This is a genomic window from Roseateles sp. (genome assembly GCF_965262435.1).
In the GTDB taxonomy this organism is placed as follows: domain Bacteria; phylum Pseudomonadota; class Gammaproteobacteria; order Burkholderiales; family Burkholderiaceae_C; genus Paucibacter_A.
On the sequence record NZ_OZ253537.1, the window covers coordinates 1571212 to 1595637 of the forward strand.

The window sequence follows — 24426 nt, forward strand, 5'->3', positions numbered from 1 at the left end:
CCCATAGACAACCACCGATTTCACTTCACTCCTGAACAAGGCGTCCTTGAAGCCGGTTGCAGCTCAGAGCCATGGCACGAGCTGAATCGGTTCGATGGTGCGAAGCAGGTGCAGACCGGGTTCAGCATGCACAATCGCCGCCATGCTCCGCCCGCAAATTCACCCACTCTGATCCATGATTGACGAGTCGCGCTTGCAGGCCCTGGTCCGAATGGACGTGGCGCAGCGCCTGCGCAGCAATGATCTGAGCCTGACTGTGGGCAATTTCGTGCTGGCGCTGCTGATTGCGGGCAGCCTGTACAAGGCAGCGCCACCGGCTTGGGTGAACGGCTGGCTGGGCTTGCAGTTCGTCAACGCGGGCTTTCATTTGTGGCTGGGCCTGCGCTGGTTGCGGCGCCCGCTGACGCAGGCCAATGCTCCGATCTGGCTGCGCAGCGTGACGCGTACTTCAGCCATCAACGGCTTGCTGTGGCTGCTGGCAATTCATCTTTTCTGGCCCGGCGGCAGCGATGCACAGCGCATGCTGCTCTGGGCTTGGATGATAGGCATCAGTTCGGCTGCACTGCATTCGCTGCATGCCTATTTGCCGGCCTATTTCGCCATGGTGGGGCCGGTCCTGCTTGGGCTCTTGTGGGCCGTGATGGTGCATGGCGCGGTTGACACTTGGGCTGTCTTGGCCGTGCTGGTGCTCGGCGCCACGCTCTACATTCACTTTGCCGTCTCCCTGCAGCGCCTGCTGTGGGACTCGCTGCGCCAAGCCCATCAGCTCGCTCATCTGAGCGAAAGCCTGAAGCAGGAGAAAGACCTGGCCGTCAAACTGAGCCAGTCGCGCAGCCGCTTCCTGGCCGCCGCCAGCCATGACTTGCGCCAACCCGTGCATGCGCTCTCGCTGTTCGTGGGCGCCCTCAAGCTCAAGCCCAGCGAGGCGCAATCTGCGCAGATATTGCAGCATGTCAGCAGCGCTGTGGATGCCATGGGGGCGATGTTCAACGCCTTGCTGGACATCTCCAAGCTGGACGCCGAACAGCTGCAGCCCCAGTGGCAGGCCGTGAACTTGCGCGAGCTGCTGGGCCGCCTGGAGGCGGACCACAGCCTGCAGGCTCAGGCCAAGGGCTTGCGCTTTCTTTGCGATGTGCCGCCGGCTCCTACCCTGCTGATGGTGCGCAGTGACCCGGCCTTGCTGGAGCGGGTGCTGCGCAATCTGCTCTCCAACGCGCTGCGCTACACCCCGCAAGGCGGTGTGCTCTTGCGGGCCCGCCGGCGCCAGGACCGCATCGAGCTGCTGGTGGCGGACAGCGGCGTGGGCATCGCGCGGGAGCGCCGCGCCGAGGTGTTTGATGAGTTCGTGCAGCTGCATGGTTCCGGACAGGGCCTCGGCCTGGGCTTGGCCATCGTTCAGCGCCTGTCTAACTTGCTGCACATGGGGCAGCGGTTGCGCTCGCGCCCGGGCCGGGGCAGCTTGTTCACGCTCTTGCTGAAGCCTCACGATGAGCTGCCGTTCGCCGAGCCCGGCCCGGCGATTCAGCCGCAGCTGCGCGGTGAGCTGGTCATCGTTCTCGATGAAAACACGGAGGTGCGGCTCGCCATGTGCGCCCTGCTGAGGGCCTGGGGTCTGGATGTGGTCGGAGCTTCCAGTGTGAGTGATCTGATGCCGCAGCTGATGGACGTGAGCGCCGCACCGCGGGTGCTGCTGTGTGACTACCGACTGGCAGCCGGCGAAACGGGTGGCGACGCGATCGCGAAGCTCCGTGAGCTGTTCAACAGCGACATCCCGGCCCTGCTGCTGAGCGGCGACACCGGCCATGAGCGCGGGCGCGACGCGAATGAGCAAGGCCTCACGCTCCTGCAAAAGCCACTCACACAAGATCAGTTGCGTGCGGCGGTGGCTCGGGCCTTGGTGCCCGCCAACACCCTCAGTACGACAGTGCCTGGCTGACCATGCCGGCCGCGCGGGCCGCCTCCACGGCCTGCAGCCGGTGCACCACGCCCAGGGCTTTGAAGATGGCTGAGACATGGCCTTTGACGGTCTTCTCTTCCATGCCCAGCTCGCGCGCAATTTCCTTGTTGGACTTGCCATTGCACAGCTCCTGCAGGACTTCGCGTTGGCGTGGCGTCAAGCCGTCCAGGCTGGGCTCGGCCGGGCTGGCGTCAGGCGCCATGGCCATCAGCGGCGGCACATAGATCTCACCGCCGAGCACCAGCGTCAGCGCTGCCAGCAAGGTGGCCGGGCTGGCCGACTTGGGGCAGTAGCCACGGGCGCCGGCCTTGAGCACACGGCGCACATCGGCGGGGTCTTCCGAGGAAGACAGCACCAGGCTGGGCAGCAGCGGATGGTGGCGCTTGAGCTGCTCCAGCAAGGCCATGCCGGCCATGCCAGCCATGCGCAGGTCCAGCAGCACGGCGTCCACATCGGGGTGGCGGGCCAGGCAGTCCATGGCGGCGATTCCGTCGTCGGCCTCCAGGATCAGCTCGGGCGCCCCCAAGCTTTGCAGCGCAGCGACGACGCCGGCACGCACCAAGGGGTGGTCATCGACGAGCAGTAGTTTCATGGACCGCACTCTAGCAGTCGACCTTGGGCCTGGGTAAGGCCCGAGACCGGGTCTCGGGTCCAAGGTCCGATTGTGTGCGGGCGCCTGCGTCCAGACACTGGCTCACCTGATTCAGCGATCCCGCACATCAGCCCCAGGCCCGCACACAAGTGCTGCTGCAAGGGCACATGGCGCGCTGTCGCACCGATCAACTCAGGCATCAACCCAGGGGAACTCATGAACACAAACTGGCTTGCCGCGCTGCGGCGTCTTGGAAGCTCGGCCTGCCTCGTGGTGGCCGCGATGGTGGTGTTGGCCGGCATGGCGGGCGAGGCGCAGGCCTTGTCCTGCCCCGGCGGCAAGGTCGAGCAGGGCGGGCTTTGCTACAACCCGCCGCGCGCCGGCTACAGCTGTACCGGTCCGGCCTGCACAGAGAACTGCCGCAGCGGCTATGCGCCCAGCGTGCCGGGCTTTTGCCATTACCGGGGCTCGACCAGCTACACCGTGCCGCCCTATCTGACACGCAAGAGCAATCACCCTCACAAGTGCGGCCTGCTCTTCTATGAAAACTGCCGCGCCGACTACCGCATGGATGCCTGCGGCATCTGCAGTTACAAGGGCGCGTGGGACATCACCCGCAAGACCTATTTCCGCGAGCCCGGCATCAGCCCGGACTTCACGCAAGCCTTCAACCAGGTGGCTTCCGTGTCGCAGGCCACCTATGGCAGCTCACTGGGGGCCATGAAACAGGGCTACGAGGCCGCCGTGGCCGAGGTGCAAAAGGGCTTCGATGCGGTCACGCTGGCGCTCTTCAAGGCGGCTGCCAAACGCGTCAACGACTCGCCCACCGGCGACAAGATCAGGCAGTCCGCCGACGCCTTTGCTGCGCTGGACGCCGACACCTTGAACGCCATGCGACGCATCCTGGTCCTGGCGGCGAGCAAGGCGAACTTGAGCGCTGAAGAGCAGCAGGACATTGCCACCACCATGATCAACGTCGGCCGCAAGACTGGCCTGTTCAAGGGCACGTCCACTGCCGCCGTAGCGAGCGCCGATCTGAGTCGCAGTCAAACACAAGAACAGGTGCAGGTGCCGACGCAAGGCGGCACAGGTGGCGACAACGGCTCTTACGGCATCTATGCCGGCGCAGCCGGCGCCTACTACGCCGGCGTCAATTCCAACTTCGGCATCGTCGTCAACGCCGACAAGGACAGCGAGGGCAAGCTGCAGATCCTGATCGTCAGCACCATAGGCGGCAGCGTCGGCGCGGCCGTGCACGTCGGTGGCATGGTGGGCCTGACCGAGTCGCCACGCGGCGTGGATCAGACACCGGGCCCGCAAATTGGCCTGTCCTCTGGCGTCGAAACCCCCAATGCCGGCATCGAAGGCGCCTTCGACTGGAGTCTCTACAAGGGCATGCGCGGCGCACAAAACGCCATTCCAAGCACCAGCATCGCCGTGTCCGTAGGAACGGGCGCTGACCTGGTTTCCCTCACCGCGGGCTACACCACCCAGCTGGCGAAATTCTCGGTTCCGGTGAACTGAAGCGCGCTTCATTGTCTAGCCAACCTACAGGACTCCCCATGAACAACACGCTTGCCTCCCATGTCTGCCACACCCGCAGCGGCCCCCCCTCCCTCAAGCGCCGCGGCGCCGGTGCACCTCGGCGCTTGCCGCTCAGCATCGCGCTGGCTGCTGCTTTGAGCCTCGTTCACGTGGCGCCTGCCGCGGCGACCACCTACACCTGGACCGGCCAGGTCGACGGGCAGTGGGCCACCGGAATGAACTGGAGCGTTCCCTGCGTCGTCAACGGCCAGCCGAGGACCTGCTTTCCGATCGGTGAGAACGGTTCACCCACCATCGGCCCCTTTCCCGCCGGGTCCGAGCTGCTCTTCAATGACAACAACGCCAACAGGACGATCAGCGGCCTGCCCAGCGGCAACTTGATCGAGGTCAACTTCACCTTTGGCAGCAATGCGGGCGCCTTCACCTTCAATCCGGGCACCTTCGGCGCGCTCGCCCTCAAAGGCAATATCAAGAACAACAGCAACAAGCTGCAGACCTTCAACTTCCGTTTCGAATCTAGGTCGGACCAGACCTGGGATGGTGGCACCGGCGGTCTGCAGCTCAGGAACTTTGGCGAGCTGAACAACGCGCTGACCCTCAAGAACAGCGTCAATCTGATCTCCTATGAAAATACCAGCACCAAGGTCGGCACGACCGGCAAGGGCACGCTGAACATCGGCGCCAACAGCAAGCTGGCCGCTCCGGAGCTGCTCCTCGGCGAGCTGTACGGAGGCGAGGGCACGGTGAACCTGAGCGCCTCTGATGCCCAGCTCAACTTGGGCGGCAGTCTCTACGTGGGCCGCGGCGGCAGCGGCGTCCTGAACATCACAGCCGGCCAGACCACCGCCTATCAAGCCTTTGTCGGCTTCAATTACGGCAGCCAGGGCACGGTCTTGATCGACGGTACGGCGTCCAAGCTGACGCTCAACGCCGACCTGGATGTGGGCCGCAGCAGCACCGGCACCGTGACGGTGCAAAACGGCGGCGTGCTGAGCAACGGCAACAGCTTCATCGGCAGGGCCCTGGGGGGCGACGGCCTGGTGAAACTCACAGGCACCGGTTCCTCATGGGTCAGCACCGGCACTATGAGCATCGGCGAGGCCGGCGTGGGCAGCCTGCAGGTCGAGGCCGGCGCCAAGCTCAGCAATGTGCGCGCGACCTTGGGCAATCTGGCTGGCAGCGTTGGTGCCGCCAAGGTGAGCGGCAGCAGTTCGAGCTGGGAGCTCAGCGGCGACTTGCAAATCGGCAATCTGGGTGAGGGCTTGCTCTACATCGAGCAAGGCGGCCGGCTCAGCAATCGGCACAGCTTTCTGGGCGCGATCGGCGATCCAGGTACCTCCCGAATTCTGGTCAGCGGCGCCAATTCGAGCCTGCAGAGCAGCGGAAACTTGAGCGTCCGGAGCGGCAGCCTGGACATCCGAGATGGCGGCAAGGTGTCGGCCCAGGATGTCCTTTTTGCAGAGTCCGACGACGCCTCGGCGCTGGTGAACCTGAGCGGCGAGGGCGCTGGCCTGAGCGTCCGGGGCGATCTGGTCATCGCGGGCAATGACGGCTCCGCCATCGTCAATCTGGGCAGTGGCGCCAGCCTCAATAGCGCCGGCCGCCTGCTCATCGGCAAGAGCGGTGTCTTGAACCTGAACGGCGGCACGCTGACCACGGGCTGGGCAAACAATGCCGGCCAGGTCAACTGGAACACCGGCACCGTCCATTTTCTCGGTGCGGTGGCCAGTGGCAGTGGCATCCTGGGCCACAGCGTCGGCCTTGGCAAGGACATGAATGTCCTGGTCGACGCCGCCTTGATCATTGAGTCCGGCGACGATCTGAGCCTGAACGGCGGCATGGTTCAAGCGGGCGGCGTGCGCGTCGAAGGCGAACTGGCTGTGGGCAGCTTCAGTCAGCTGAGCGTCGGCGCCGAGGGCACCCGCAACAACGGCGCCCTGCAAATGACCGGCGGCAAAATCAGCAGCGTCGGCTCCTTTGTGAATGCCAATTACATGGCCGGTCATGGCGTGATTGCGGGCACGGCTGGCTTCAGCAACACCGGCTTGCTTCAGCTATCCGGGGGCAGCTTTGAGTTGGCAAGCTTGGGCGCCAACAGCAACACCGGCAACTGGGACATGCTGGACGCCCGGGGCCTGATTCTGAGCGGCGCCAACTTGCGCAACAGCGGCAATATGACGCTGAGCGGCGGCACCATTTCCGGCCGCGCCACGCTGGTCAACGACGCGGAGGGCACGCTGAGCGGGCGCGGTGTGCTCACGACCGCATTCCAAAATGATGGCCGCCTGCTGGTCGAAGGCGGCAATCTGCGCGTGGCCCAGTATTTCACCAACAACGGCCAAATCGTCCTCAACGCCGCGACGACTTCGCTCAGCGGCGCCGGGCTTCTGAACCTTGGCGCCGTGCAGGGCCAGGGCCAGGTCAACGCGCAGATCGACAACTACGGCAGCATCCGTGCCCAGGGCGCCGGCGCCACCTTGAGTCTGGCCCGGGTCAACAACATCCGCTCCGGCGCGCGGGTCGGCATCTTGGCTGCCGACGCCGACGCCACATTGCTGCTGAAGAACGGCATGGCGTCAAACTTTGCCTCCATCCAACTCGCCGGCGGTACGCTGGACACCAACGGCTACGCCATGGTCAATGAGGTCGGTGCTAGCCTCAGTGGCTATGGCACGCTGCGCTCGGGCCCCTTGAGCAACAAGGGCGAGATTTTTCTGAGCGGCGGCACCTCGGCCTTGCGGGCCGACATCGTCGCCAGCGCCGGCAGCAAGATCATCCTCTCGGGCCTCAGCAACACGACCTTCTATGGCGCGCTGGAAGTGCAAGACGGCGCCGAGCTGCGCGTCTCGGAAGGGTCGGTTGCGACCTTTGCGGCCGAGGTCAAGCAGCGCAACGGGGCTGACGTCAATGGCGACGGCAAGATGTTCTTTGAGGGTGGCCTGAGCATTGGCAATTCACCGGGCTATGGCTACATCCAGGGCTCGGTCACCTTCGCCGCCAGCAACACCTACACGGCCGAGATCGGCGGCATCCTGGCCTGCACGGCCTTGAGCTGCGCGACCGGCTCGCCGCTGGTGAACGACAGCTTTGACAAGCTGTCGGTCGGCGGCAATCTGAGGCTGGGCGGCAAGCTGGTCCTGACCTCGTGGAACGGCTTTGTCGCTCAGGCCGGCCAGAGCTTTGACCTGCTGGACTGGGGCACAACGAGTGGCGTCTTCAAGAGCATCGATGCCAGCGGCTTCATGCTGGCAGCGGGCACCCGGCTGGATTACAGCCAGCTCTACAGCAGCGGCACGATCTCGGTCACTGCCGTGCCCGAGCCCGAGAGCTACCTCATGCTGCTGGCCGGGCTTGGCTTGCTGGCTTGGCGCCGGCGCAAGACTGACTGACTGAAACCTGGCTGTCGTTCGGGCCCCATCCTCATGAGCACCTTTGCCGATACAGGCTGATGCAAATTCAAAGAGCCAAGGCAGTCTGACACGCTTCAGAAGTCGCATGCCGATCGGTCAAAAGCTGACGGCCACTGCTTTTTCTTCTTCTCCTTCGAGTCAGGAGGAGTAGGGCCTGTCGAGACAGAGTGAAGAAAGAAGGGGCCCCATGGCCCCTTCAGTTCTATGGGCCGTTTCATTTCAGAACTTGTGCATCGACTTACGGCACCTGCTCGTCAGCCACCGGAAAAGCCCAAAGCGGGTGGGCCTTCATAATCGCGACCTGCCCCCGCTTGTTCGAGACGTCGCCCTTTCATCATGGATAAATTCTTGCTGCAGCAGCGAGTGCTGGAACGGCTCGCCGAAGACCTGCTGCAAGCCGAACAGGCCGCGCGAGCAGCCCACGAAACGGCGACTCACGAAGAGAACATCGCCGAGAACAAATACGACACCTTGGGCCTCGAAGCCGCCTATCTGGCCACCGGCCAAGCCCGTCGCGCCGAAGCCATCCGCCAGGCGATGGTTCATTGGCGCCAGTTTCGCCCGCTCCCCTACGACGCCAACAAAGGCATACAGCTTGGCGCGCTGGTCTGTCTGGTCGATGCCGACGACCAGCAGCAACAGCTCTTTCTCGGCCCGGATGGCGGCAGCATGAAGCTGCACTGCGGCGATCAGTTCGTTCAGGTCATCAGCAGTGATGCCCCCTTGGGCAGGGCCGTGCTCGGCAAATGCGAGGGGGACGAGGTGTCGATGCAGATCGCTGCAAGTCGACAGCAGTTTGAGGTGCTGCAGGTTCAGTGATTCGCAAGCCAGTTCACGCCGAACGGCATCGATACCACTCGCCCCATCGTTGAGCCCAGGTGTCGTTACGCCCAGGCATGTGCCCAGCCAGAGAGGACAATCACGCCCTCGACAGCCCCTGGTCGGATGGACAGCCTGCCTCTATCGCCAGTTGGTGCCGTCAAACTGCCCATGACCGACGTTCTTCAATCCCCCTACACGACCCTGCCGCAGTGGCCCAAGGCTTATCCGGCCAGCGGCGCCAGCGCCACGTTGAAGCTCCTCAACGAGGATTTCATCGTGACCGAGCTGCCGCTGCAGCTGCCCTTCGGCGCGGGCGAACACATCTGGCTGGACGTCGAGAAGAACGGGGCCAACACCGCCTTCGTCGCCCAGCAACTGGCCGCGGCCGCTTGCGTTCAGGAATGGGATGTGGGCTATGCCGGCCTCAAGGACCGCTACGCCATCACCCGTCAATGGTTCAGCATCTATCTGCCCAAGGGCGAGACGCCCGACTTGACCCAGCTCCAGCACCCGGAATTCAAGGTGCTGAGCCAGAGCCGCCATGTGAAGAAACTGCGCCCCGGTGATCTGCAGGGCAACCGTTTCCGCATCGTGCTGCGTGATGTGACGGGCGATCGCGACGCGATCGAGGCCAATCTGCAAGCCGTAGCGTCACAGGGCGTTCCCAATTACTTCGGCGCTCAGCGTTTCGGCCATGACGGCGGCAACGTCGAGCAGGGCCGGGCCATGCTGGCGCGCGAGATCCGCGTGCGCAACCCGAAGAAGAAGGGCATCTACCTGTCGGCGGTGCGCTCTTTTGTCTTCAACGAGGTGCTGGCCTTGCGCATCCAGCAAGGGCTCTGGGGCCAGACCTTGCCCGGTGATGTGATGGACGAGGCCGACCGGCCGACCGGGCCGCTCTGGGGCCGGGGCCGCGTAGTCACCAGCGATCAAGCGCAGGCCTTGGAGAACGGCGTGGCTGAACGTCACGCCATCTTGTGCGACGGCATGGAACACGCCGGTCTGGATCAGGACCGCCGCGCCCTGGTGGCGTGCCCGGAGGACATGACATGGGAGTGGCCGCAAGCCGATCAACTGGTGCTCACCTTCTCTTTGCCTGCCGGGACCTACGCCACCTCCGTTCTGAGCGAAATCCTCCAGGCCACAGAGCCAGAGCGGCACAGCGAGAGCGACGAGCCTGCGGCCGCTGAATGACGATCGCGTTGCCGCACGGGCTTGGCGTTGGACTTGGGGTGGCTTTCAGTTAGGCTTGCCACCCGCACTTGGCGATGTGAAGCGTCAGGCCGACCGACAGCGGGGCCATCGGCCCTGCGGATTCACCGGAGAACTCACATGGCATACGTCGATGGCTTCGTCGCTTCCGTTCCCAACTCCCGGCGCGCGGACTTTGTGGCGCACTCGCAGACCATGGGGCAGATCTTCAAAGAATACGGGGCGACCCGCGTCGTCGACTGCTGGGGCGACGATGTGCCGGAGGGCAAGTTGACCTCGCTGCCGATGGCCGTTCAGTGCCGGCCCGACGAGACGGTGGTCTTCTCCTGGATCACCTGGCCATCACGAGATGTGCGCAACGAAGCCTGGAACAGGGTGATGGCCGATCCGCGCATGCAATCCGCTGGGGAACCGCCCTTCGATGGCAAGCGGATGATCTTTGGCGGGTTCGAGGTGGTCTCTGAGGCCTAAGTCGCGACTCGTTCCCGGATCGCAGCTGCCGCCCAGCATGGACAGCCTTGCAGGCCTTGCTTGCTGAGTTTCGACCCCGAGTGGCCAGATCCATGCACGGGGCGCCGCCCCGTGGCGAGCACTGAAGCGCTTGTTTCAAGACCCTGACAGGAACTCGTAGCCCAGCTTCTGGAGCTGGCCGACGAAGTACACCTTGCGCCCCTCCGCTCGAACCCAGGCAGCCTCACCGCGCATGGGGATCTGCATGCCATGCTGCAAGTGGTAGTCCGACAAGCGACAGTCCCAGGGCAGCATGAGCATGCGCCCGTCCTTGCCCACGCTGGCGCCCCGCGATTCGGCGTGCACCGAGGTGATCAGGCCGGCTGTATCGAAGCGGAACAGCAAGGTCAGGCTGATCGACCCGTCCACGATGCTGGCCTTGGCAGACGCATCGTCCACCGCTTCCCAGCGCACGCCCTGGCTGGGCAGCAGGGCAGTCGGGTACCACGGGGCTTCGGCGACGTAGCGCATGAACTCGCCGCGAGCGATCTCTCCCGTGCCCTTGGCCCGGGCCACCGTGAACCAACCGAACACCTTGGCGATCAAGCTGCCGTGTCCGGCGATATAGCTGTCCTCGACATGCACCCTCACGCCCGGAAACAGTTTCACTTCGGCATCCCATAGAAAACCCGGCCTGCGCGTGAGCACCTGTTGCCGCGAACTGAACGCTTTCCAGTGCTCGGCCCTGGCCGACAAATTGATGTGGCCATCCATCGCGATGCGGGCCGCTGCAATGATGGGCTGGCCCTCGCTCAACACGGCGCGGAAGTAACCTTGTACCGGTGGGGGCAGCCCGTCCAGTTCGCGCACATCGAAACGTGCGGCCAATGGCAGCCGGTTCCGCGCGCCCAGGCGAGCGGACTCCAGCGTGCGGGTGTGCGCGCGAACGAGTTCGGCCCACCGTGCGGCGCCGATGGCGCTCAAAGCGAGGGTGCCGACGAAGAGTGCGGTCAACGCGAGTCCCAGCCAGAGCATCATGGTCATGGAAATTCTCCTGGCGTCAGCGGCAGTGAAGCGATCGGGGTACGCAGATTAGGCGCTCAGGCGGCGGACGGTCTGTGCGCTGCAGGAACTGTCGCCACGTGTTCGGGCCAAGCAGTTCAAGATCAGTGGGGCGAGCGTACATCGTGCTTTCCGCCTTGCCCGCAGCCCAGTATTCGTGCCGGTAAGCTCAGTGTTGGCAGCCCAGCTGGCTTGCGACAGCCGCGTACTCGGCCAGCGGAGAGAGGCCGACGGCGGCGCGCAGCGCATCGACCCCTGCGGCGTTTTCCAGACGCAGCGGCTTCCAGCTTTTGCCCTGGCATCTGCCCTGTGTGCCGTAGCGCTGCGGCTTGTTCGCGTTGACGCGAATGCGATCGAACAACAGGGCAAACTCGTCGCCAGGCGCTTCGCCCGAGTTCACAAGGGGTTCGAGCAAGGCCAGGCCCTGTTCTTGGAGCGAGGGGTCTTGGTCGGCATGCTGAACGATCAGGAATGCGGCATCGGCCACCTCTGCGCCCCACACCGCACTGGACGGCCAGCCCTGGGACTGAAGCACGCTGCGCAGCAGGCGCTGGTTGCTGCCATCGATCAGATGCATGAGCTGAAGCACCGACCCAATCGCCTCATCCGTGCTTGCACTCGAGCAGGCTTGCCGCGCCTGGCGAATGAGGGCGCGAATGGCCTGGTCGTGCTGACCCAGGCCCTGCAGCACTTTGGGGCCTGTGTCCGAGGCGCTTTCGATCAAGGCTTGATGGCGGCGCCGCAGATCCTCTGCCTTGCGGACAAAGACCTGGACGCAAGCATCCGGCTCCGCCCGGCCGACTTCGCTCGCGCTGGCCGCGAGTGAGGCGGCGGCGAGAAGCGTACATAGGGCAAGGCAAGGTCTGCGCATACGGATTGTGAGTTCGCGCCTGCTTGCAGTGGTGCCGCCCGAGCTGTTCGAGCTGAGGCGACTGAGGATGGGGCGATGAGGCAGTAGCATAACTCGGTGGCGATACGGTGCTTTCGCGCACGTCGAGTTCATCGCTTGGCGCCGCTCAACCCTTCACATGGGGCGTGCCGTGGCGTCAGTCCTGAGTCTGTTGCCGCAGCTGCATGTGTTGGCGCAGGGCTCGCACCTCGTCCGCTGACGTCTGTTGAGCTGCGGCGTCGCCGAATCCCAAGGCCAGCAGTTCGCCGTCCGGCGTCTCGCAAGCCGGCCTGCGGCAAGACGCATGCACTTCATGCACCCCGGTCGCGGCCAGCAAGGCGGCCACATTGTTGGGTCGGATGCCGCTGCCGGCAAGGATGCGGATGCGGCCCTGGCTCTGGCGAACCAAGGCGGCCAACTGAGCGCAGCCGGCCATGGCGCTCGGCGCGCCGCCCGATGTGAGTACGCGTTGGAAGCCCAGGGCGATGGCCGTCTCCAGCGCAGCGCCAAGGTCCCGCACCAGGTCAAAGGCGCGATGCAGGGTCAGCTGCAGGCGTCCATCGGCCGCGCGAATCAGGCGCTCCAGCAGCGGCCGGTCGAGTTGGCGCTCGGGCGTGAGCGCACCGATGGCCACGCCGGCCAGACCCAGCTCCGCCGCCAGGGCGATGTCGTGCAACATGACGCGCGCCTCCGCCTCGCTGTAGACGAAACCGCCGCTGCGCGGGCGTATCAGGGCGATCACGGGCAGGCTGCGCGTGGCCGCTTCGGCCATCAGGCCGGCCGAGGGCGTGAGCCCGCCGCAGCCGAGGCTGCTGCACAGCTCGATGCGGTCGGCGCCGCCTTGCTGTGCGGCGTCGAGGCCGGCGATGTCGTCGACACAGACTTCCAGCAAGACGCTCATGCGCGCACCTCGGCAGCACCGTGCTCAAAGGCGAAGGCGGCACCGATCAGACCGGCTTGGTCGTTCAAGACACTGGGCCGCAGCAAGGCCTGATCGCAGTCCTTGCTGCCATTGCGGCTGCGGCGCAAGATCTGCCGGCGCACGGCGGCATCGAGCGCGCTGATGAGTTCCGCCGAGCGGCTCAGGCCGCCGCAGACCGGCACCACGCTGGCACCGGTGACGTTGACGACCAGGGCCAAGGGGCCGGACAACAGCTCGACATAAGCCGCCACAGTGGCGCTGGCCGCGCGATCGCCGGCCCGCCAGTCGTTCACGATTTGGTAGCTGCTGCGCGCCGCGCCACCGTTCAGGGTCAGGTGCAGGCGTTCCAGGCCGCGTGCGCCGCCCACTGTGTCGGCGCAGCCGCTCAGGCCGCAGCCGCAGCGAAAGCGCGGCAGGTGCACGCGTTGGCCCGCGCCATTCAGCAGCGTGGCCTCGTTGATGCTGGGCCCATGGCCCCATTCGCCGCACAGACCGCCGGCCCCCTGCACCAGCTGCCCGCGCACGACCAGGCCGCCGCCCACGCCGGTGCCGAGCACCGCGCCGAACACGACCTCATGGCCCTGGCCCACGCCCACCCGCGCCTCGGCCAAGGCGGCGCAATCGGCATCGTTGCTGGCTTGCACCGGCATGCCCAGCAGGCTGGCCAGTTCCTGGGCCAGCGGGCGGCCTCGGATGCCAGGAATGTTGGCGGCCACCACCTGCCCGGTGTCGGGCAGCACCACGCCGGCGATCGAGATCGACAAACCCCGGGTCTGCCCGGCCACGCCTTTCACGGCCGTGCGCAGCGTGGCGCAGAAGTCCGCCCAGTCTTGCGTCGGCGTCGGCAGGGTGCTGATCAGCTCGCAGTTGCTGCCCCCCAGATAGCGCGCCAGGCGCAGCTGCGAGCCGCCGATGTCGGCCACCAGGAGCTCGCCCGCGGCGGCATGACTGGCGGCATGGGCCGTGTGGCAAGGGGCTTCGGTCGGGCTCATGCGGCGGGAACTCCTGGTGTGGGCGGGGTCGCTTCGGCGCGGAGTCTAGGACCGGGTGTGCCGTGCAGTCCAGGCCCGGCAGGCCTATTGAGGCCTCTGTCGCAAGCCCGCCTCGTTTCGTTTACTAAACAAAACTAAACTGAATCCAAACATTGAAAGTTTGTTGAGCCGTGCGGGCTTCCTTTGTATAAATTTACCTGGGTGGAATGCAGTACCCAGCGAAAAGCAGGTGGTCTTTTAGTCGTTTAGTAAATCCTCAGGGTTCTCCCGAAACTGCGCACGGCGCGGCCTGAGAAAACGACCCCACATCAGACCTGCGAACCCGGATCGGGTTTTGGCGCTGAGCCTTGCATCGAGCTTCACGGTGGCGGGCCCGACGCGTTCATGTCAAGGAACGTCAGGGCATCCGAGCCAATTCGAATGGGTTGCGGGGCATGCCGCCTGGAACACAGGCGCTCGAGGCCCGGCTTCCGCAAAACAAAGCCCGCCCTTGGGCAAGATCAGGAGACAAACCATGACATCGAAGAACACGCACGATTCACGACAGCGTCGCTGGGCCTTCACCGCCAAGACGCCCATTGCCACGGCGGTCGGCATCGCCCTGCTGGCCCTGGGCAGCAGCGCCCACGCGCAGGCCGCTGCGGCCGACAAGCCCACCGACAAGAAGGCCGAGCCGGCGCAGATGGACACGGTGGTCGTCACCGGCTATCGCAGCTCGATCGAGAAGAGCCTCGACCAGAAGCGCAATGCCAATGCCATCGTCGAAGTGGTCAATGCCGAAGACGTGGGCAAATTCCCCGACAAGAACGTGGCCGACGCGCTGCAGCGCGTGCCCGGCGTGGTGGTGGACCGCAGTGGCGGCGAGGGCAAGAACGTCAGCGTGCGCGGGCTCTCGTCCGAGCTGACCCTGACCCAGCTGAACGGCAACTACATCGCCACGGCCGAGTCCAACGGCGACCCGACCCGCTCCTTCAACTACATGCTGATGCCGGCAAACATGCTGTCCAGCGCCGAGCTGTTCAAGTCGCCGGAAGCGCGCCTCGATGAAGGTGGCGTCGGTGGCACGGTGATCCTGCACACACGCCGCCCGCTGGACATGAAGTCCAACAGCGGCTTCTTCACCGCCGAGGGCACCTCGGCCGACACCACGAACAAGATCGATGGCCAGTTCTCCGGCCAGTACGCCTGGCATGACGAGGCCAAGCGCTTCGGCGTGCTGGTGGGCCTGACGCAGCAAAAGCGCACGACACGCACCATGGGCGCCAGCACCGAGAACTGGCAGTGGTACGGCGACAACTACAAGACCAACCCCGCCACCGACGTCAACGGCAAGCCCTCGGGCATGAGCAGTTACTGGTGGGGCCAGTCCGGCTTCTACGACCAGAGCGGCAAGTACTACAAGAACTTCATGATGCCGACCTCGGTCAACCTCAACGTGAAGAGCGAAGAGCGCGAGCGCCAAGGCGGCCAGCTGACCCTGCAGGCCAAGCCCTTGGATCGGCTGACCCTGACCGGCAACTACTTCCGCTTCAATCTGTCGCAGAACTCGCAGACCAACATCCTCAAGGTGCCCGAGTGGAACCTGGCCCGCTACGACGGTGACGGCAACTGGCCCACCGGCCGCCTGCTGGACCAACTGACCTTTGATCCCAGCGGCACCATCGTCACCGGCGCCCAATACAGCGCCCGCCCCGGCAAGACCTACTACTGCAGCGAAGGCGCCGCGGCCGCCGGTGGCCAGAAGCCCGGCGGCTGGGGCCCGGACGATTGCACCGTGCCCACGCCGCAGATCACCGGCAGCTACAACCGCGAAAAGTCGCTGTCGCAGACCGCCGACCTCGCCGCTGAGTGGAAGGGCGACACCCTGGATGCCAGCTTCAAGCTCGGTCGCACCTGGGCCAAGGGTGGCCCGGACATGCAGATGACCATGCCCATCAAGCCGCGCCTGCAGAACGCCAACGGCAGCTGGACCCTGGGCAACACCGCCAGCGCCTGGAGCCTGGTCGGCACGCCGACCATGACTTTTGCGCCCGAGCTGATGGCCAATCTGCAAAAAGGCATCGGCGAGATCGACCTCGGCTCCACCTCCTCGTCCTGGACCAAGAACGGCACCGAGCAGAAGTATGCCCAGGCCGACTTCACCTGGCGCCAGGACAGCGAGTGGCTCGACTCCCTGCAGTTCGGCCTCAAAACCCGCGATGGCGGCACCCGCCGCAGCACCGGCAACAACTACTGGGTCTGCCAGGGCGCCGATCCGGCCAACTACGACAAGCGCTTCCAGAACGGTTGCGATGCGAGCGCATCCAAGTTCCTGCCTTCCTTCCTCTACGGTGACTCGCTCGGCAATCTGGCGGGTGGCCTCAGCGCCAGCGCCTTCCCGGCCATCGACTACCCGGCCTATATCGCCCACCTGAACAAGACCTACGGCGCGATGCAGACCCGCCAGGAGAACAACTTCGTCTACAACGTGGGCGAGAAGATCACGGCCGCCTACCTGCAAGCCAATATCAGCACCGATCGCCTGCGCGGCAATGTCGGTCTGCGCCTGGTGCGCACCAAGCAGCATGCCGACTCGACGGACCAGGTCGATTACTACAACGACTACTTCTTCGACGGTCCGGACGGCAACCCAGCGCCTTGTTTGCCTGGCAATCTGCCGGCCACCGGCGCACCGGCGGGCTCGGGCTGCGTCAGCGGCTTCACCAAGCTGCCGGACAGCAACAGCAACCCGGCCACCGGCCACATCTCGTCCTTCGTGGTCAGCTCGCTGGACCGCAGCTACACCGATGTGCTGCCCAGCCTCAACCTTGCCTATGACTTGAGCAAGAACCTGCTGCTGCGTGCCGCTGCATCCAAGGTGATTGCCCGCCCGAGCTATGGCGACATCGCCTCGCCCGGCGGCCTCAAGTCTTACAGCCAGGAGTACGTCAACGACCGCCGCCTGATCGGTGGCGCCGACAAGGTGGGCTGGTTCGGCCAGGGCAGCAACAAGAGCCTGGAGCCCTACAAGGCCACGCAGTACGACCTGGGTCTGGAGTGGTACTTCCACCGCGGCTCGGTGCTGGGCGCCGGCTTGTTCCGCAAGAACGTCAGCAACTTCTCCGTGCCTGTGGTGCGCGATATGGTGATGGACGTGGGCGGCACCAGCGTCACCGTGCAGAACTACGCCACCAGCGCCGGCGGCCGCGACGCCGTCTCGCAAGGCATCGAGCTGTACGGCCAGCACACCCTGGACTTCGGCCTGGGCTTCCAGTTCAACTACACCTACAACAAGACCAACCAGGCCGAGATCACCTTGGCCGACGGCAAGGTGATCGGCAAGTCGCCTCTGGTCGGCAGTGCCAAGAACCAGGGCAATCTGACGGTGTTCTACGGCAACGACCAGTACCTGCTGCGTGCCTCCTACAACCGCCGCGGTGTGGTGGTGGGTGGTCTGATGAACGGCTTGAACGTCTACTCCGACCCCTACAGCCAGATCGACCTGAATGCCGCCTACAACGTCAGCAAGGCGCTGAGCCTCACGGCCTCGGTGCTCAACCTGACCAAGCAGGAAGCACGCTCGCACCTGGGCAATGACACGCAGGATCGCTTCTACGGCAACAGCTATGCCGGACGAATCGCCTACCTCGGACTGACGTACAAGTACTGAGTCAGCAAGCCGATTGCACGATGTTCCTCGACCCCTCGCGCTGACCTCGTGAGGGGGCCACCGGTCGGCATGGGCTGCAACCCAGGGCCGACCTTTTTCTTTGAGTGTGTGAGTGTGTGTGCGTGCGTGCGTGTGCCGCGCCCTGACCCGGCAGGAGGGTTCTCAAGCATGAGTGAAAGCAGCAGTCTCGACAAGGGCAGCAGCATCAGCAATCCAGCCCAGGACGCGCGCATCCGCCGCGTGGTGGTGGTCGGCGGCGGCAGCGCCGGCTGGATGGCCGCGGCCACCCTGGCCACCTACCTGGGCCGGCAGGCTTCGGTGCGTTTGATCGAATCCGAGGAGATCGGCATCGTCGGCGTGGGCGAGGCCAGCGTGCCGCACATCCGCATGTTCAACGGCCAGATGCTGGGTATCGACGAGACGGAGTTCGTGCGCCGCACCCAGGGCACCGTCAAGCTCGGCATCGAGTTCCGCGACTGGGCTCGCATCGGCGACCGCTACACCCATGGCTTCGGCGTCATCGGCCGCTCGCGCGGGCCGCTGCCCTTTCACCAGTTCTGGCTCAAGCAATTCCTGGCCGGCCGGGCCGGGCCGATTGGTGATTACTCGCTGCAGACCTTGATGGCGCCGCAGGGCAAGTTCATCCCGGGCGACCCTTCGGCGGCGCCGGATTCGCCCCTGGCGGACATCGCTTACGCCTACCATTTCGACGCCAGCCTCTACGCGCGCTTTCTGCGCGAGATCTCCGAGCGCCGCGGCGTGCAGCGAATCGAAGGCAAGATCGTGCGCGCCCTGCAGCGCACTGACGACGGCTTCATCGAGGCCGTGCAGCTGGAAAGCGGCGAGCGCGTCGAAGGCGACCTCTTCATCGACTGCTCGGGCTTCCGCGGCCTGCTGATCGAAGAGACGCTCAAGACCGGCTACATCGACTGGTCGCACTGGCTGCCTTGCGATCGCGCCTTGGCTGTGCCCTGCGAGGGCGTCCATCCAATCACGCCTTACACCCGCGCCACCGCCCAGGCCGCCGGCTGGCAATGGCGCATCCCGCTGCAGCACCGCATCGGCAACGGCTATGTCTTCTCCAGCCAGCACCTCAGCGAGGACCAGGCCGCCGCCACCCTGATGGCGAATCTCGACGGCAAGCCCCTGGCCGACCCGCGCCTGCTGCGCTTCACCACCGGCATGCGCAAGCAGGTCTGGAACAAGAATGTGATCGCCTTGGGCCTGGCCAGCGGATTCTTGGAGCCGCTGGAGTCCACCAGCATCTACCTCGTGCAATCGGGCCTCAGCCGCTTGTTGAGCCTGTTCCCGGGTCGCGAATTCAACCCGCAGCTGGCCGAGCGCTTCAACCGCGAGACCGCGTTCGAGTACGAGCGTGTGCGCGACTTCTTGATCCTGCACTACCACGCGACCGAGCGCGACGATTCCGATTTCTGGAACGACTGCCGCACCATGTCCGTGCCCGACAGCCTGAGCGAGGCCATGGACTTGTTCCGTGCCGACGGCCGCTACTTCCGCCACGGCGAGGATTTCTTCGCCCTGCCCAGCTGGGTGCAGGTGATGCTGGGTCAGCGAATCCTGCCGCGCAGCTACCACCCCATCGTCGACGACATGCCCGAAGACCGCCTGCACGCTTTCGTGGAAGGCACGCGCCACATCCTGAGCGATGCCGTGGCCGCCATGCCCACCCACCAGCAGTGGATTGAGCGTTACTGGAGGGCGGCATGAAGTTTCAGAACTTGCTTCCACGCCTTGCCTTGCTCATGGCCGCTTTGCTCCTGCCCCTCTTGCTCGCCATGCCCGCCTCAGCCGCCGACCTGCTGCCCCTCACCCAAGCCTGGCAGTTCCGCCTCAGCCCCGGCAGCAACCAGGCTGCCGCCCATGCCGCAGCCACGGCCTGGCGCCCCGCCCAGGTGCCCGGCACGGTGCACACCGACCTGCTGGCCGCCCAGCTGATTCCCGACCCTTTTGTGGCCGCGCCCGAGGCGGCGCTGCAATGGATAGGCTTGGCCGATTGGGAGTACCGCACGCGCTTTGATGTGCCGCGCGCTCAGCGGGCGCAGGCGCGCCAAGAGTTGGTCTTCGAAGGCCTGGACACGTACGCCGAGGTTCAGCTCAACGGCCGCACCTTGCTCCGCGCCGACAACGCCTTCCGACGCTGGCGTGTGCCGGTGCAGCAGGGCTTGCTGCGCGCGTCTGGCAATGAGCTGCGCATCGTCTTCCATTCGCCCATCGCCAAGCTCTTGCCCCAGGTGCAGGCCATGCCGGTCAAGCTGGCCGGCAACTACCCCTCGCCCTATGGCGATGAGCCGCCCGATGCCATGACGGGTAACTTCGTCCGCAAGCCCGGCTACCACTACGGCTGGGATTGGGGCCCGCGCTACGTCACCGCCGGCATCAGCCAGCCGGTGACCCTGCGGAGCTGGAGCGGCCTGCGCATCGAATCGCTGCAGCTGCTGCAGGATGAAGTCACGGCCGAGCGGGCCCGCTTGCGCGCCATCGCCACGCTGGAGCTGGCGCGTGCGGGGGGCTATCAGCTGCGTCTTTGGCAGACCGGCCCCGATGGTCGCCGCCAGCTGGTCGCCGAGCAGCAGGGCCAGGCCACGGAAGCTGGCCTGAAAAAGATCGAACTGCCCTTGCAAGTCGAGCAACCGCGGCGCTGGTTCCCTAACGGCTATGGCGAGCAGGCCTTGTACCGCTACGAGCTGGAGGTCTGGCAAGCCGGCCGGCGCGTCGATGCGCTGAGCCAGCGCACCGGCCTGCGCAGTGTGGCCTTGAAGCGCGAGCCCGACGCGCAAGGCCGCGGCTTTCACTTCGAGGTCAACGGCATCCCCGTTTTCGCCAAGGGTGCCAATTCCATTCCTTTTGACATGTTCCAGCCGCGCGTCAGTGCTGCGCAGCTGCGCCGGGTGATGGTCTCGGCGCGCGAGGCGAACATGAACATGATCCGCAGCTGGGGCGGCGGCTACTACGAGAGCGAAGCCTTCTTCGACCTGGCCGATGAGCTGGGCCTGATGATCTGGCAGGACTTCATGTTTGGCGGCGGCATGCAGCCGGCCTACGACCCGGCCTTCCGCGCCAATGTGGCGGTCGAGGCGCGCGAACAGGTGCAGCGCCTGCGTCACCACCCCAGCCTGGTGCTCTGGTGCGGCAACAACGAGCAGGAGATCGCCTGGAAATACTGGGGCCATGGCCGCGACATGAAGGCCGCCGACCCGGCCCTGGCCGAGCGCGTCTGGCAGGGCTATGTGCAGCTCTTCGGTCGCGATCTGCGCCAGGTGGTGGCGGAAGAGGGCGGTGGCATCGCCTACTGGTCCAGCTCGCCCGGTGATGACCTGGCCGAGGTGGCCAACACGCCAGCCAGCGGCGATATGCACTACTGGGAGGTCTGGGGCAACCCGGCCCACCCGGTCAGCAAGTACCTGGAGATCACGCCGCGCTTCATGTCCGAGTACGGCCTGCAGGCCTGGCCGGTGCAGGCCACGGTGGATGCGTTTGCACCGCGCAGTGCGCAGGGCATCCACGCGCCGCTGATCACCGCGCACCAGAAATTCATGGCCGGCCAGGGCAATGAGCGGCTGCTGAAATACATCCGCGAGGAGCTTGGCGAGCCGCGCGATTTTGGCGATTTCATCTACCGCAGCCAGCTGATGCAGGCCGAGGGCATCCAGCTCGCCGCCCTGCACCACCGCGCCAGCCGGCCCTTCACCATGGGCTCGCTGTACTGGCAGCTTAACGATGTCTGGCCCGGCGCGTCCTGGTCCAGCATCGACCATTTCGGCCGCTGGAAGGCCTTGCACTTCCAGGCTCGGCGCTTCTTCGCGCCGGTGACCGTGGCGGCGCTCCGTGAGGCCTCTGGCCAGACCCGGCTGCATCTCATCAACGACCGCACGGAATCCAGGCGCGGCAAGCTGAGCCTGCGCGTGATGACGCTGCAAGGCCGCACCCTGCTCGAGGAGCGCCAGGCGCTGACCCTGGCGCCGCTCTCGGCCCAGCTGCTCACTCGTTATGCCGATGCCGATCTGCTCGGCGATGCCGACCCGGCCGCCGCCGTGGCCGTGTTCGAGCTGCAGGTCGAGGGCGAGCCACCATCGCGCAGCGTGGTGTATTTCAAGCCCGCCAAAGACCTGGCTTGGCCACAAGCCTCAGCCGTGCAGGCCCAGGTCGAGCGCGTGGGCGGCGAGCTGCAGCTGCATGTGCAAGCGCGCAGTCTGGCGCGTGGCGTCTGGATTGAGTTCGAGGGCTTGGACGTGGATGTGGCTGACAACGCTTTGACCCTGCTGCCGGGCGAGTCGCTGCGCCTCAAGCTCAAGCTCAGCGGAAACGGCAAAGCCACCGTGGACGACTTGCAGCGCGCCCTGCGCCTGCGTGTGCTGGGGAGTGCGGCGCTGTGATGAGCTTGTTCAACCCTCTGTTCGCTGCGGCATTGCTGTTCGCCGTGTTCGCACCGCTGCCTGCCGAGGCGGCCCCGCGCAGCCTCGGCCCGGTCACGCAGATCAGCCCGCGCGAGGACGGCGTGGACCTGCGCCTGGCACGTGGCGCCCGGGCCCGCATCAGCTTCGTCACGCCCGAGGTCCTGCGCGTGCGCATCAGCCCCAGCGGCGCGCCTTTCGAGCCCGACACGGCCAGCTACGCGCTGAGCGCATCGCCGCCGCAGGCCAAGGCGGAGCTGCGCCGCATCGGCCCGCAGCTGCTGGAGCTGCGCTCGGCCAGCGGCACGTGGGTGCAGATCCGTCGCGCCCCTGAGCTGCAGCTGAGCGTGTTCGACAGCGCCGGCCGCCTGATCAGCGCAGATGACCCGGCCCGGCCCATCGTGTTCGATGCGCAAGAAGGCAGTGTCGAGGCCACCAAGCGCCGCGACGACTACGAGCTCTACTACGGCTTTGGCGAGAAAGCCCTGCCGCTCTCGCGCCACCAGCAGCATCTGGTGATGTGGAACGCCGACGTGCCCGATTACGCGCCCGGCCACGACCCGTCCTACCAGGCCATCCCTTTCTTCATCGCCCTGCACCAGGGCCTGAGCCACGGCGTCTTCCTCAACAACAGCAGCCGCAGCTGGTTCGACATGGGCAAGACCGAGCCGCAGCGCTGGCGCTTTGGCGCGGCGCGTGGCGAGCTGGATTACTTCGTCTTCACCGGCGGCCCGGAGCGCAGCCCGGCCCGGGTGCTGCAGGACTACACCGCGCTCACCGGACGCGGCCCGCTGCCGCCGCTCTGGGCCCTGGGCTACCAGCAATCGCGCTGGTCCTACAAAACGCAGGATGAAGTTCTGAGCGTGGCGCGCGAGTTCCGCCAGCGCCAGATCCCGGCCGATGTGCTCTACCTCGACATCGACCACATGGACGGCTTCCGCGTCTTCACCTGGAACCCCAGCACCTTTCCGCAGCCGCGCGAGATGCTGGGCCAGTTGCATGCGCAGGGCTTCCGCGCCGTCACCATCGTCGACCCCGGCATCAAGCGCGACGAAGGTTTTGCCATCTACCGCAGCGGCCGCGAGGCCGGCGTGTTCATGCGCGGTGCCGATGGCCAAGAGCTGCATGCCAAGGTTTGGCCCGGCATCTGCGCCTTTCCGGATTTCACCTCGCCGGCTGCGCGCGATTGGTTCGGCCAGCTCTACGCCGCGCCGCTGGAGCTGGGCGTCGATGGCTTCTGGAACGACATGAACGAACCGGGCGTGTTCGCGCCCGATGGCTTCAACCAGCCCGAGATCTCGCTCGGCCCGCAGAAGACCCTGCCACTGGATGCGCGCCATGCCGGCGACGGCCAGCCCGGTGATCATGCGCGTTATCACAATGTCTACGGCCTGCAGATGGCCCGTGCCAGCTTCGAGGGTCTGCGCCGCCTGCGCCCCGAGCAGCGGCCCATGGTGCTGACGCGTGCCGGCGCGGCCGGTGTGCAGCGCTATGCGGCGGTGTGGACGGGCGACAACTCGCCCAGCTGGACGCATCTGGCGCTCACCATTCCGATGCTGAGCAATCTGTCCATCTCGGGCGTTCCATTCGTGGGCGCCGATGTCGGCGGCTTCATGGGCAGCCCCAGCGCCGAGCTGCACAGCCGCTGGCTGCAGGCGGCCGTGCTCACGCCCTTCTTCCGCACGCATTCCAACGATGTCTCGGCGCCGCGCGAGCCCTGGGCTTTTGGCCCCGAGTTCGAGCGCATCAACCGCGCCACCATCGAGCTGCGCTACCGCCTGCTGCCCTACCTCTACAGCCTCTTTGAGGAGAACGAACGCAGCGGCCTGCCGCCGCTGCGGCCGCTGTGGTTCAACTTCCCGCGCGATGTGCGCGCCAGCCTGGTGGACGACCAGTTCCTGCTCGGCCGCGACCTGCTGGTGGCGCCGGTGCTGCGCGAGGGCGAGCGCCAGCGCCGCGTCTACTTCCCCGCCGGCGAAGCCTGGCTGGACTGGTGGACCGGCCGCCGCTTTGAGGGCGGCAGCGAGGCCACCGTGGCCGCGCCGCTGGACCGCCTGCCCCTGTTCATCCGCGTGGGTGCCGCCGTGCCCACGCAGGCGCCTCTGCAGCACACCGGTGAGATGCGCGCCGCGCCGCTGGCCTTGACCGTGGCCTGGGGCGGCAGCGGCCGCAGCGAGGTGTTCCAAGATGCCGGCGAGGGCTATGGTTATCGCCAGGGTATGGCGCGCCGCATCGCAATCCGCCAGGATGCCCATGGCCTGACACTGGATCTGCCCCCGAACGCCGGGTTTCAGCGGCTGGCGCGGCTGGAGATTCTGGGCTTGGGGGCCGCTGTGCCCACGCCGGCCTGGGTCCTCGACGGCCAGCCCTTGCCGTCCCAGATGCTTAATGCGGAGGCGGGCCGACTGCGGCTTGAGTTGCCCGCAGCGGCAGACGAGGGCTTGCACCAGCTCCGGCTGGCTCACTGAGCCGAGCGGGCCGACTGCGATAAGCAACGACACGACAAGAATGA

At 65.9% G+C, this 24426-nt stretch carries 15 protein-coding genes; 10 read left to right on the forward strand and 5 right to left on the reverse strand.

The genetic code is table 11. The features are described 5' to 3' along the window. The first annotated feature begins 175 nt into the window (after positions 1–175). Positions 176–1936: a hybrid sensor histidine kinase/response regulator gene (locus ACQY39_RS06785; protein WP_428504630.1), complete on the forward strand. Its 1761-nt coding sequence runs from the start codon at positions 176–178 to the stop codon at positions 1934–1936. Here the strand turns inward: ACQY39_RS06785 and ACQY39_RS06790 are convergent. Next, positions 1914–2549: a response regulator gene (locus tag ACQY39_RS06790; protein WP_428504632.1), complete on the reverse strand. Its 636-nt coding sequence runs from the start codon at positions 2547–2549 to the stop codon at positions 1914–1916. The genes ACQY39_RS06785 and ACQY39_RS06790 overlap by 23 nt on opposite strands. 216 nt (positions 2550–2765) lie before the next feature. On the opposite strand from ACQY39_RS06790, the gene ACQY39_RS06795 reads away from it, so the two are divergent. From ACQY39_RS06795 to ACQY39_RS06815, 5 genes are all read left to right on the forward strand, one after another. Further along, the gene (locus ACQY39_RS06795; protein WP_428504634.1) at positions 2766–4073 is read left to right on the forward strand and encodes a hypothetical protein; all 1308 of its coding nucleotides are present in this window, start codon (positions 2766–2768) and stop codon (positions 4071–4073) included. A 38-nt stretch (positions 4074–4111) separates the two neighbouring features. Next, on the forward strand, positions 4112–7483 hold the full coding sequence (locus ACQY39_RS06800) for a PEP-CTERM sorting domain-containing protein (protein ID WP_428504636.1): 3372 nt from the start codon (positions 4112–4114) through the stop codon (positions 7481–7483). 357 nt (positions 7484–7840) lie between these two features. Beyond that, positions 7841–8323, forward strand: coding sequence for a GreA/GreB family elongation factor (locus ACQY39_RS06805; RefSeq protein ID WP_428504638.1), 483 nt, complete (start codon positions 7841–7843; stop codon positions 8321–8323). 171 nt (positions 8324–8494) lie between these two features. Next, positions 8495–9520 carry a tRNA pseudouridine(13) synthase TruD gene (truD, locus tag ACQY39_RS06810; protein WP_428504640.1) on the forward strand — a complete coding sequence of 342 codons (1026 nt, stop codon included), beginning with the start codon at positions 8495–8497 and terminating at the stop codon, positions 9518–9520. A 138-nt stretch (positions 9521–9658) separates the two neighbouring features. Then, a complete protein-coding gene (locus ACQY39_RS06815; RefSeq protein WP_428504642.1) occupies positions 9659–10009 on the forward strand; it encodes a DUF1428 domain-containing protein in 351 nt (116 codons plus the stop codon). Positions 10010–10144: 135 nt separating this feature from the next. On the opposite strand, the gene ACQY39_RS06820 is transcribed toward ACQY39_RS06815, so the two are convergent. The 4 genes from ACQY39_RS06820 to ACQY39_RS06835 all read right to left on the reverse strand — a co-directional run bounded on the left by ACQY39_RS06820 (position 10145) and on the right by ACQY39_RS06835 (position 13853). Next, on the reverse strand, positions 10145–11026 hold the full coding sequence (locus ACQY39_RS06820) for a DUF6920 family protein (RefSeq protein WP_428504644.1): 882 nt from the start codon (positions 11024–11026) through the stop codon (positions 10145–10147). A gap of 193 nt (positions 11027–11219) precedes the next feature. Next, entirely contained in the window at positions 11220–12053 is an 834-nt protein-coding gene (locus ACQY39_RS06825; RefSeq protein ID WP_428504646.1) for a DUF6624 domain-containing protein, read from the reverse strand. 43 nt (positions 12054–12096) lie between these two features. Further along, positions 12097–12840, reverse strand: coding sequence for a copper homeostasis protein CutC (locus ACQY39_RS06830; protein WP_428504648.1), 744 nt, complete (start codon positions 12838–12840; stop codon positions 12097–12099). Next, on the reverse strand, positions 12837–13853 hold the full coding sequence (locus ACQY39_RS06835) for an ROK family protein (protein ID WP_428504650.1): 1017 nt from the start codon (positions 13851–13853) through the stop codon (positions 12837–12839). Before ACQY39_RS06835 ends, ACQY39_RS06830 begins: the two co-directional genes overlap by 4 nt. Before the next feature lie 514 nt (positions 13854–14367). Here ACQY39_RS06835 and ACQY39_RS06840 point away from each other — a divergent pair. From ACQY39_RS06840 to ACQY39_RS06855, 4 genes are all read left to right on the forward strand, one after another. Continuing rightward, on the forward strand, positions 14368–17502 hold the full coding sequence (locus ACQY39_RS06840) for a TonB-dependent receptor (protein ID WP_428504652.1): 3135 nt from the start codon (positions 14368–14370) through the stop codon (positions 17500–17502). Between the two features lie 168 nt (positions 17503–17670). Next, entirely contained in the window at positions 17671–19230 is a 1560-nt protein-coding gene (locus ACQY39_RS06845; RefSeq protein WP_428504654.1) for a tryptophan halogenase family protein, read from the forward strand. Then, on the forward strand, positions 19227–21896 hold the full coding sequence (locus ACQY39_RS06850; RefSeq protein ID WP_428504656.1) for a beta-mannosidase: 2670 nt from the start codon (positions 19227–19229) through the stop codon (positions 21894–21896). The genes ACQY39_RS06845 and ACQY39_RS06850 overlap by 4 nt, the downstream gene beginning before the upstream one ends. Further along, positions 21896–24382, forward strand: coding sequence for a TIM-barrel domain-containing protein (locus tag ACQY39_RS06855; protein ID WP_428504658.1), 2487 nt, complete (start codon positions 21896–21898; stop codon positions 24380–24382). Before ACQY39_RS06850 ends, ACQY39_RS06855 begins: the two co-directional genes overlap by 1 nt. Positions 24383–24426 lie beyond the last annotated feature (44 nt).

What these genes read in the sequence shown, in the direction of transcription:
- ACQY39_RS06785 (WP_428504630.1), top strand. Translation starts at nt 176, where the DNA reads ATGATTGACGAGTCGCGCTTGCAGGCCCTGGTCCGAATGGACGTGGCG.
- ACQY39_RS06790 (WP_428504632.1), bottom strand. Translation starts at nt 2,549, where the DNA reads ATGAAACTACTGCTCGTCGATGACCACCCCTTGGTGCGTGCCGGCGTC.
- ACQY39_RS06795 (WP_428504634.1), top strand. Translation starts at nt 2,766, where the DNA reads ATGAACACAAACTGGCTTGCCGCGCTGCGGCGTCTTGGAAGCTCGGCC.
- ACQY39_RS06800 (WP_428504636.1), top strand. Translation starts at nt 4,112, where the DNA reads ATGAACAACACGCTTGCCTCCCATGTCTGCCACACCCGCAGCGGCCCC.
- ACQY39_RS06805 (WP_428504638.1), top strand. Translation starts at nt 7,841, where the DNA reads ATGGATAAATTCTTGCTGCAGCAGCGAGTGCTGGAACGGCTCGCCGAA.
- truD (WP_428504640.1), top strand. Translation starts at nt 8,495, where the DNA reads ATGACCGACGTTCTTCAATCCCCCTACACGACCCTGCCGCAGTGGCCC.
- ACQY39_RS06815 (WP_428504642.1), top strand. Translation starts at nt 9,659, where the DNA reads ATGGCATACGTCGATGGCTTCGTCGCTTCCGTTCCCAACTCCCGGCGC.
- ACQY39_RS06820 (WP_428504644.1), bottom strand. Translation starts at nt 11,026, where the DNA reads ATGATGCTCTGGCTGGGACTCGCGTTGACCGCACTCTTCGTCGGCACC.
- ACQY39_RS06825 (WP_428504646.1), bottom strand. Translation starts at nt 12,053, where the DNA reads ATGAACTCGACGTGCGCGAAAGCACCGTATCGCCACCGAGTTATGCTA.
- ACQY39_RS06830 (WP_428504648.1), bottom strand. Translation starts at nt 12,840, where the DNA reads ATGAGCGTCTTGCTGGAAGTCTGTGTCGACGACATCGCCGGCCTCGAC.
- ACQY39_RS06835 (WP_428504650.1), bottom strand. Translation starts at nt 13,853, where the DNA reads ATGAGCCCGACCGAAGCCCCTTGCCACACGGCCCATGCCGCCAGTCAT.
- ACQY39_RS06840 (WP_428504652.1), top strand. Translation starts at nt 14,368, where the DNA reads ATGACATCGAAGAACACGCACGATTCACGACAGCGTCGCTGGGCCTTC.
- ACQY39_RS06845 (WP_428504654.1), top strand. Translation starts at nt 17,671, where the DNA reads ATGAGTGAAAGCAGCAGTCTCGACAAGGGCAGCAGCATCAGCAATCCA.
- ACQY39_RS06850 (WP_428504656.1), top strand. Translation starts at nt 19,227, where the DNA reads ATGAAGTTTCAGAACTTGCTTCCACGCCTTGCCTTGCTCATGGCCGCT.
- ACQY39_RS06855 (WP_428504658.1), top strand. Translation starts at nt 21,896, where the DNA reads ATGAGCTTGTTCAACCCTCTGTTCGCTGCGGCATTGCTGTTCGCCGTG.